Here is a 7,754-nt window from a genome sequence, read left to right as displayed (position 1 = left end):
TAAAGGAGATAATCGGTACCGATTCCTATGCCCGACACCTGGGGGCAAAGGTGGTGGAGTTACGACCGGGATACGCCAAGGTGGTCATGGAACTCGGCCCGCAGCACCTCAATTTCATGGGCATGGTACACGGAGGCGTGATATTCGGGCTGGCGGACGTGGCTTTCGGTGCGGCGGCCAATTCCTTTGGATCAAGGGCCATGGCGCTCTCCGTGGGCATTGATTTTCTGGCCGCCCCCGGCACGCAGGGGTTGATGACCGCCGAGGTGCAGCTGGTGACCCGTGCCGGTAAGATGGGTTATTACCGCATGCTGGTCACCGATGCCCAGGGCACGGTGGTAGCCCAGTGCAGGGGTTGGGCATACCATACCGGCCGCCCGCTTGAGGCGGAGAATGAAGCCGGGACACCGGAGGCCGGGTGACACGGATTCGAAGGTTAGGGGGCGAGACTGCTGGGGACCTGGAAGGGGAGCGCTGGAATAGGGGAGGGATACGGCCCCGGCAAGGAAACGATTGTGTGGAGAAGGACGCGTCTGGGCTGCTGCGGATTTTCATCGACCTGCCGCGCCCCCAAGGGGAATGAAAGTGCTGGCTGCATAGCAGGATGACTTCAAGTGCGAGGATGCCGAATCTATTCAGGGGCGTGCGTTGCAGACACCTACGGAATAAGGGGCACGTTTTGAGGAAAGAATAGGTCGTAGATGGTCTATCTACGGTCCTTCTCGGCAACGGCAAGACCTGTATAAGGGAAGAGGGGAGGTCGCCGCTTTTGTTCCGGCACCCGATCATCGACACTGAGGTTCGAGTAAGAGGGTGCGCGGCGGAGGCGGTAGGCGGCTTTGGAGACGGGAGAGGGAAACGAAAGGAGGTATGCGCATGGCGCTGGAGGGGAAGGTAGCCCTGGTCACCGGGGGCTCGGGCGGTCTGGGAAGGGTTCATTCCATCGTCCTCGCGGAGAAGGGCGCGGACGTCGCGTTGACCTACAACCGTAACGAGGCCAAGGCCTTGGAGGTGGTACGGGATATAGAGGCCATGGGACGGAAGGCCCTGGCCGTGAAGATGGACCTGGCTGATGAGGTGAGCGTCATTGAGGGCGTGCGCAAGGTCAAGGAAGAACTCGGCCCGGTGGACATCCTGGTCAACAACGCTGCCGCGGGCATCGTGCGGGCGGTGACCATAACCGACATGACCAAGGAGGACTGGGACGCTGACGTGGCCGTGAACCTCACCGGTCCGTTCCTGCTCATCAAGGCCGTCTTCCCGGACATGGCGGAGAGGGGATGGGGAAGGATAATCAACGTCTCCTCGGTCACCGGTACCATGGGAGGTTTCGGCCAGTGCAGTTACGCCGCCACCAAGGCCGGCCTCATCGGCCTGACCAAGACGGTGGCCCTCGAGGGGGCGCGCAAGAACATCACCTGCAACGCCGTGGTCCTGGGGGTCTTCGACGCCGGGAGTTTCTACGACGTGGCCGAGCCCTTCCGGGAGCGCATCATCAAGCGGGTGGCCATGCGGCGGTCCGGGGATCCGCGCGAGCTCTCGGAGATCATCGCCTTTCTGGCCTCCGACGAAGCCAGCTACATCACCGGGGAGGCCATCGAGGTCAGCGGGGGGATAAGCCTTTTCACCTTCTGACCTCTGGGTCGGCGAACGGCGTTGCTCCCTCGGAAACGACCTGGAGGCGGAGAGCACGGAAAAGGCGGGTATGCACGTGCGGTCGGGCAAGGAAGCCGACGCGGCCTCCGCCGGACAGGGTTTTCCGCGGGCATGGTTGCGTAAGGGAAAGGAATGAAGGACGGTTCGCTCCCCGGCACCCTGAGCCGCAACGGGAAGGTTGTCGGAGAGGCGGGGATGGGAATTACACGTACCGGTATGTCGATCGTAGGAGGCTGGAGATGACCTTTGAACTGACGCCGGAACAGGAAGCGCTGCGCAGGGAGATCCGCCGGTTGGCTGAGGAGAAAATCGCGCCGCGGGCGGCGGAGATCGACCGCACAGGAGAGTACCCCTGGGACATCCAGAAGCTCCTGGCGGAACAGGGGCTGCTGGGCTACGCCATTCCCGAGGAATACGGGGGTTCAGGTGCCGACCTCCTCTCATGCTGCATAGTGGGGGAGGAGCTGGCCCGGGTGTGCGCCAACTCGTCGCTCATCTTCGTGGTCCAGAAACTGGCCGCCTATCCCATCGTCATCGCCGGCTCCGAGGAGACCAAGAGGAAGTACCTGCCTCCGGTGGCCTCGGGAGAGAAGCTGGCCGCCTTCTGCCTCACCGAACGGGAGGCGGGCTCCGACGCCGGGGCCACCAAGACCATGGCCCGTCGCGAAGGGGACCATTACGTCATCAACGGGCAGAAGTGCTTCATCACCAACGGAGGTCTCGCCGAGGTGCACTCCGTGTTCTGCATGACCGACCCGGAGAAGGGCTACAAGGGGATAAGCGCCTTCGTGGTGGAGAAAGGGCCGGGTCTTTCTGTGGGCAAGATCGAGGACAAGATGGGCATGCGGGGTTCCCAGACCTCGGAGCTCATATTCGAGGACTGCCGCGTGCCGGTTGAGAACCGGCTGGGCGAGGAGGGCACCGGTTTCATCACCGCCATGAAGACCCTGGACAACTCCCGGCCCCTGGTGGGAGCCCAGGCCTTGGGCATCGCCCAGGGAGCCCTGGAGCTGGCCATAGCCTGGGCCAAGGAGAGGAAGCAGTTCGGGAAGCCCATCGGGATGCTTCAAGGCATCGCCTTCATGCTGGCGGACATGGCCACCGAGGTGGAGGCGGCGCGCCTCCTGATATACAAGGCGGCGGCCATGGCCGACCGGGGCGACCCCAACCTCTCCATTTACTCGGCCATGTCCAAGATGAAGGCCTCCGACGTGGCCATGCGGGTGACCACGGATACCGTCCAGGTCATGGGAGGGTACGGTTACATGCGCGATCATCCGGCGGAGAGGATGATGCGCGACGCCAAGGTGACCCAGATCTACGAGGGGACCAACCAGGTACAGCGGGTGGTCATCTCCCGCGCCCTGTTGCGGTGAGCGGAAGACGAAACCTGCGATGCAGGAAGGGGGATGAGGAGGATGTCCGACCTGGAGGAGATCAGGAACGCGCTTGAGGAGTGGAGACGCGAGAAGGAGGGGTGGCCGGAGCGCCGGGAGTCCTTCAAGACCGACGCGGGCATCCCGGTGAAGGACCTCTACACCCCTCTGGACGTGGAGGGCATCGATTACCTCCGGGACATCGGTTTCCCGGGACGACCCCCCTTCACCCGGGGCGTGTATCCCACCATGTATAGGGGCAGGTTCTGGACCATCCGCATGTTCTCGGGGCACGGCACCCCGGAGGAGACCAACGAACGCTGGCGTATGCTGTACAAGGAAGGGGAGACGGGCTTCTCCGCCGCCGTGGACTCCCTGACCTTCGCCGGGGTGGATCCCGACCAGGAGGTGGAGGGGGCCGCCCATGAAGTGGGGAAAGAAGGAGTGCCCCTGTACTCCATACGCGGAGTGGAGGCCATGGTAAGGGACCTGCCCATCGACCGCATGAGCGTGGCCCTGGTGGTGGAGCCTCTGACCTCCGCGGCGGTGACCTCCATGTACTTCAACGTGGCCAAAGCCCGCGGCCTGCGCAAGGAGCAGCTGGCGGGGACCACCCAGAACGACATCCTGACCATGACCATCGGATATATCCCCTGGGGTTCCCTGAAGCCCGCCGACCTCCTGAAGCTGGCCTGCGACCTCATCGAATACTGCACCCCGATGAAGGAGGCTCCTCGCTGGAACCCCATCAATTTCACCACCTATAACTACCGCGAGGGGGGCATAGACGCCGTGCAGGAGATCGGCATGGGGCTGGCCAACGCCGTGGCTCACATCGAGGAGATGCTGCGCCGGGGGTGGAAGATCGACGACTTCGTCCACCGGTTGGCCTTCCACCTCTCCGCCCACCGCGACTTCTTCGAGGAGATAGCCAAGTACCGCGCGGCGCGCAAACTTTGGTACCGCCTGATGAAAGAGCGCTACAAGCCGCAGAACCCGGAGGCCTACCGCTTCCGCTTCCATGTGCAGACGGCGGGTTGCTCCCTGACCGCGCGCCAGCCCATGGTGAACATCATCCGAACCGCCTACCAGGCCCTGGAGGCGGTGCTGGGCGGCTGCCAGTCCCTGCACACCAACTCCTACGACGAGGCCATCTGTCTGCCCTCCGAGGAGGCGGTACGCTTGGCGGTGCGCACCCAGGAGGTCCTCCAGGAAGAGACCGGGGTGGGCTCGGTCATCGACCCCCTGGCCGGTTCCTATTACGTGGAGGCCCTCACCCGGGAACTGGAGGAGCGTATCTGGGATTACTTCCTGAAGATAGAGGAGATGGGAGGAGTGGTGGAGGCCCTGAACACCGGATGGTTGTTCGGGGAGATGAGCAAGGCCTTCAACAAGCGGCGGCGCGACCAGGAGAGCGGGGAGGAGAAGATCATCGGGGTGAACTGTTACGTCCTGGAGGACGAGGAGCCCACCCCTCCCTTCAGGACCAACCCACGGGCGGCGGAGATAGAGAAGGAACGCCTGCGCAAACTGCGGGAGGAGCGGGACAACCGGAAGGTGGCCTCCCTCCTGGACCAGCTGCGCCGGGTCTGCGAACGCCGCGAGAACGTGCTCCCGGTGGTCAGCGAGCTCACCGCCGCCGGCGCCACACTGGGGGAGATCACCTCCGTGTACCGAGAGATATGGGGCATTTGGCAGCTCCCCTTCGTGGCCTGACGGTGAGGTTTTCACGTCAGCGGAAAGGTGAGCTCAAGTGGTAATAAATGGTGACAACGGTTCCGGCCTTCAGAAGTACACCTTCCGTTTCGGAGGTACAGCGAGCGTCGCCATGCCCGCAAGTCAGGAAGGCATAACGCACCCGGAAAGGGGTTAAGGGGGTGACGGGATGGAGAAGAAGATACGCGTGCTGCTCTTCAAGCCGGGCCTGGACGGCCACTGGAGGGGGATCATGACCGTATCCAAAGCACTCTCCGAGGCGGGTATGGAGACCATCTTTTTCGGCTTCAAGAGCGTGGAGGGGGTGGTGGAGGCAGCCATCCAGGAGGACGTGGACGTCATCGGGTTCTCCTGCCACTCCGGCGCCCACCTGGAATGGGCACGGGAGCTGGTGCGGGAGCTGGAGGAGAAAGGGGTGAGGGACGACTTCCTCCTTCTCATCGGAGGCGTCTTCCCGGAGCAGGATCACGAGGAGCTCCGCCGCATCGGGATGGACGGGGTCTTCGGGCCGGGTACCAACACCGCGGACATCGTGAGGTTCATAAGGGAGAACCTGGAGAGCCGCGTGGGGAAGGGAGGATGAGGAAAGAGGGGGCTGGATCCAGCTGTCGGGGAAGCCGGGACATCACCGGCGAGACATCGCGGCTTTATCGGGAAGAGAACGGTGATATTCAAGGAGCAGAGACGGTTAGGAGGAATCGCAGAGAGTCCAGCTTCAAAACGCGCGGAGTCCTCGGCTCGGACACGATGAGGCCCGGGAGAGGAGCCGGTAATCCACACGAGGAGAGAAAAAGGCGGAGGAGGCGATCCGTGCCGAGGGGCCGCATCGCGAGTCGGTTATCGCGTTGAGCGTCGCGGCTTTTCGGGGGTGCCTGCAGACAATCCCGCGAAGGAGAGGGAGTGGACGAGGTCCTCGCGGGCGAGCGATGTTTCTTCGGTTCCGGATGGATGCGGAGAGCGGCGCAAAGAGTAAAGGAGGTCCGGTGATGTCGGGCGAGAGAAAATTAGGCAGGGGAGTGGCCATCGTAGGAGCGGGGATGTCCAACTTCGGCATGTTCCCGGACAAGGACTCCAAGGACCTCTTCGCCGAGGCCTTCCTGGAGCTCATGGATAGCGTGGACAAGGGGCTGGATCCCCGCGACATCCAGGCCGTCTGGATCGGGAATTTCAGCAACGACTTCTTCGTCCACCAGGCCCATTGGGGCCCCATCATCGCGGACCTCACCGGCCTGGCTCCCCGGGCGGTGACCAGGACGGAGGGGGCCTGCGCCTCCAGCACCCTGGCGGTGCGGGACGGGATCATGGCCATCGCCTCCGGCATGTACGACATCGTCCTGGCCGGTGGGGTGGAGGAGATGTCCAAGCGCACCACGGAGGAGGTCACCGAGGGGCTGGCCCTGGCCACCTCTCCGTACGAGGGCGCGGCGGGGTTCACCTTCCCCGGGGTCTTCGGGGCCCTGGCCAACGCCTATTTCCACAAGTACGGGGCCAACCGGGAGCACCTCATGAACGTGACCATCAAGAGCCACGAGAACGCGCCACTCAACCCCAAGGCACAGTTCAAGCAGACCATCCGCGACCTCATGGAGGCCAGGAAGGAAAAGGCGCGCCAGAAGGGGCTCCCGGTGCCCGACTGGTCGGACGAGAAAGAGGCTCTCTTCGACCCTTCCTTCAACCCCCCCGTGGCCTGGCCCATGCACCTCTTCGACTGCTGTCCCATAAGCGACGGCGCCAGCTGTGTGCTCCTGGTGGCCGAGGAGCTGGCCAGGAGTTTCACCGACGACCCCGTATACATCGTGGGGTTCGGCCAGGGGAGCGGGCGGGGCCTGCACGCCTGCCCCAGCCTGACCTCCTTCGAGGCCAACCGCCAGGCGGCGGCAGAAGCATACGGCATGTCCGGGCTGAAGCCCAAGGACATCCAGTTCGCCGAGGTGCACGACTGCTTCAGCATCGCCGAGCTCATACACATCGAGGACCTGGGTTTCTTCGGCGAGGGCGAGGCCTACAAGGCGGTGGCCGAGGGGGAGACCAGGCGGGAAGGTCGCATGCCCATCAACACCTCGGGGGGCCTCAAGTGCAAGGGGCACCCGGTGGGGGCCACGGGAGTGGCCCAGATGTACGAGGTATGGAAGCAGCTGCGGGGCGAGGCGGGGGAGAGGCAGATACCCGGGCGCGAGCTCCGCTTCGGGGCCACTCAGAACCTGGGGGGCACCGGCGGGACCTGCACCTTCACCATCTTCGAGAGGAGGTAGTCTCATGGAGGAAAGGCCGATCAGCGACATCTCCTACTACAAGTTCATCGAGGAAGGGAAGCTCATGGGCTCCAGGTGTCGCGAGTGTGGGAAGATCTACCACCCACCCCGCCACTTCTGCGAGGATTGCTTCGGGACGGACATGGAGTGGCATGAGCTGAAAGGGGAGGGGGAACTGACCACCTACACCTGCATCTTCGTGACCCCGCCCTATATGGCCAGGGAGGGATACGGGAGGGACAACCCCTACTGCACGGGTGTGGTGACCCTTGCCGAGGGTCCGCGCGTGGTGGCCCGCATCGAGGGCGTGGACGCGAAAAACCCGGAATCCATAAAGATAGGCATGCCGGTTAAGGCGGAGTTCGTTCGCGGAGGGGAAGGGGAAGAAGCCCGCACCTATCTGGCATTCCGCCCCGCCTGAGTGGCACGGCCCGCTGAGGGCGATAGTCATTGAGGTCGGGTCACGGGGGAGGGCACACTTCCGGCCGCCGAAGGTTTTCGGGGCGCGGGTTCAAGCCCTGCAGGCCGATTCGCATCTACCGCGGACCCGGACCGCGAAAAGCGAAGACCCTGCCGTCTGCCTTCAGGGTGAAGAGCGTCCCGTCCTTTCCCAGGGGCGGGGGGGTTAGGCCGTTGGACCGCATGCTGGGAAGCCACGGAGAGCCGGAGTCGTATAGCCATTTCTGCGTCCCGTCCGCATTGAGGCAATACATGTGCCCGCTCGAGGCCGCGACGTAGAGCAAACCGTCCTTGC

Annotated in this window: 7 protein-coding genes and 1 pseudogene; 7 read left to right on the top strand and 1 reads right to left on the bottom strand. The window is 63.8% G+C overall.

Features of this window, described 5'->3' with window-relative positions; translation table 11 throughout:
• From H7007_RS02995 to H7007_RS02965, 7 genes are all read left to right on the top strand, one after another.
• Positions 1–422 (top strand): PaaI family thioesterase (locus tag H7007_RS02995; protein WP_287153013.1); only part of this gene is annotated, 422 nt, incomplete at its 5' end.
• Positions 423–876: 454 nt separating this feature from the next.
• On the top strand, positions 877–1,635 hold the full coding sequence (locus H7007_RS02990; protein WP_287153012.1) for a 3-oxoacyl-ACP reductase family protein: 759 nt from the start codon (positions 877–879) through the stop codon (positions 1,633–1,635).
• A 260-nt stretch (positions 1,636–1,895) separates the two neighbouring features.
• Positions 1,896–3,032, top strand: coding sequence for an acyl-CoA dehydrogenase family protein (locus H7007_RS02985; protein WP_287153011.1), 1,137 nt, complete (start codon positions 1,896–1,898; stop codon positions 3,030–3,032).
• A gap of 33 nt (positions 3,033–3,065) precedes the next feature.
• Positions 3,066–4,748, top strand: a complete 1,683-nt coding sequence (locus H7007_RS02980) for an acyl-CoA mutase large subunit family protein (protein ID WP_287153010.1) — start codon at positions 3,066–3,068, stop codon at positions 4,746–4,748.
• 169 nt (positions 4,749–4,917) lie between these two features.
• The gene (locus H7007_RS02975; protein ID WP_287153009.1) at positions 4,918–5,331 is read left to right on the top strand and encodes a cobalamin B12-binding domain-containing protein; all 414 of its coding nucleotides are present in this window, start codon (positions 4,918–4,920) and stop codon (positions 5,329–5,331) included.
• Between the two features lie 403 nt (positions 5,332–5,734).
• Positions 5,735–7,000, top strand: coding sequence for a thiolase C-terminal domain-containing protein (locus H7007_RS02970; protein ID WP_287153008.1), 1,266 nt, complete (start codon positions 5,735–5,737; stop codon positions 6,998–7,000).
• Positions 7,001–7,004: 4 nt separating this feature from the next.
• Entirely contained in the window at positions 7,005–7,421 is a 417-nt protein-coding gene (locus H7007_RS02965; RefSeq protein ID WP_287153007.1) for a Zn-ribbon domain-containing OB-fold protein, read from the top strand.
• A gap of 115 nt (positions 7,422–7,536) precedes the next feature.
• On the opposite strand, the pseudogene H7007_RS02960 reads toward H7007_RS02965, so the two are convergent.
• Positions 7,537–7,754: pseudogene (locus tag H7007_RS02960) on the bottom strand (PQQ-binding-like beta-propeller repeat protein); the annotation flags it as partial.

The organism is Candidatus Solincola tengchongensis, assembly GCF_015711935.1.
GTDB classification, from domain to species: domain Bacteria; phylum Actinomycetota; class Geothermincolia; order Geothermincolales; family RBG-13-55-18; genus Solincola_A; species Solincola_A tengchongensis.
The sequence above is the reverse complement of the archived record's forward strand: the minus strand, read 5'-3'. Positions and strand labels throughout refer to the sequence as shown.

Excerpts from the sequence above, each read along its gene's own strand:
- H7007_RS02965 (WP_287153007.1), top strand. The coding sequence starts at position 7,005 with ATGGAGGAAAGGCCGATCAGCGACATCTCCTACTACAAGTTCATCGAG.
- H7007_RS02975 (WP_287153009.1), top strand. The coding sequence starts at position 4,918 with ATGGAGAAGAAGATACGCGTGCTGCTCTTCAAGCCGGGCCTGGACGGC.
- H7007_RS02985 (WP_287153011.1), top strand. The coding sequence starts at position 1,896 with ATGACCTTTGAACTGACGCCGGAACAGGAAGCGCTGCGCAGGGAGATC.
- H7007_RS02980 (WP_287153010.1), top strand. The coding sequence starts at position 3,066 with ATGAGGAGGATGTCCGACCTGGAGGAGATCAGGAACGCGCTTGAGGAG.
- H7007_RS02990 (WP_287153012.1), top strand. The coding sequence starts at position 877 with ATGGCGCTGGAGGGGAAGGTAGCCCTGGTCACCGGGGGCTCGGGCGGT.
- H7007_RS02970 (WP_287153008.1), top strand. The coding sequence starts at position 5,735 with ATGTCGGGCGAGAGAAAATTAGGCAGGGGAGTGGCCATCGTAGGAGCG.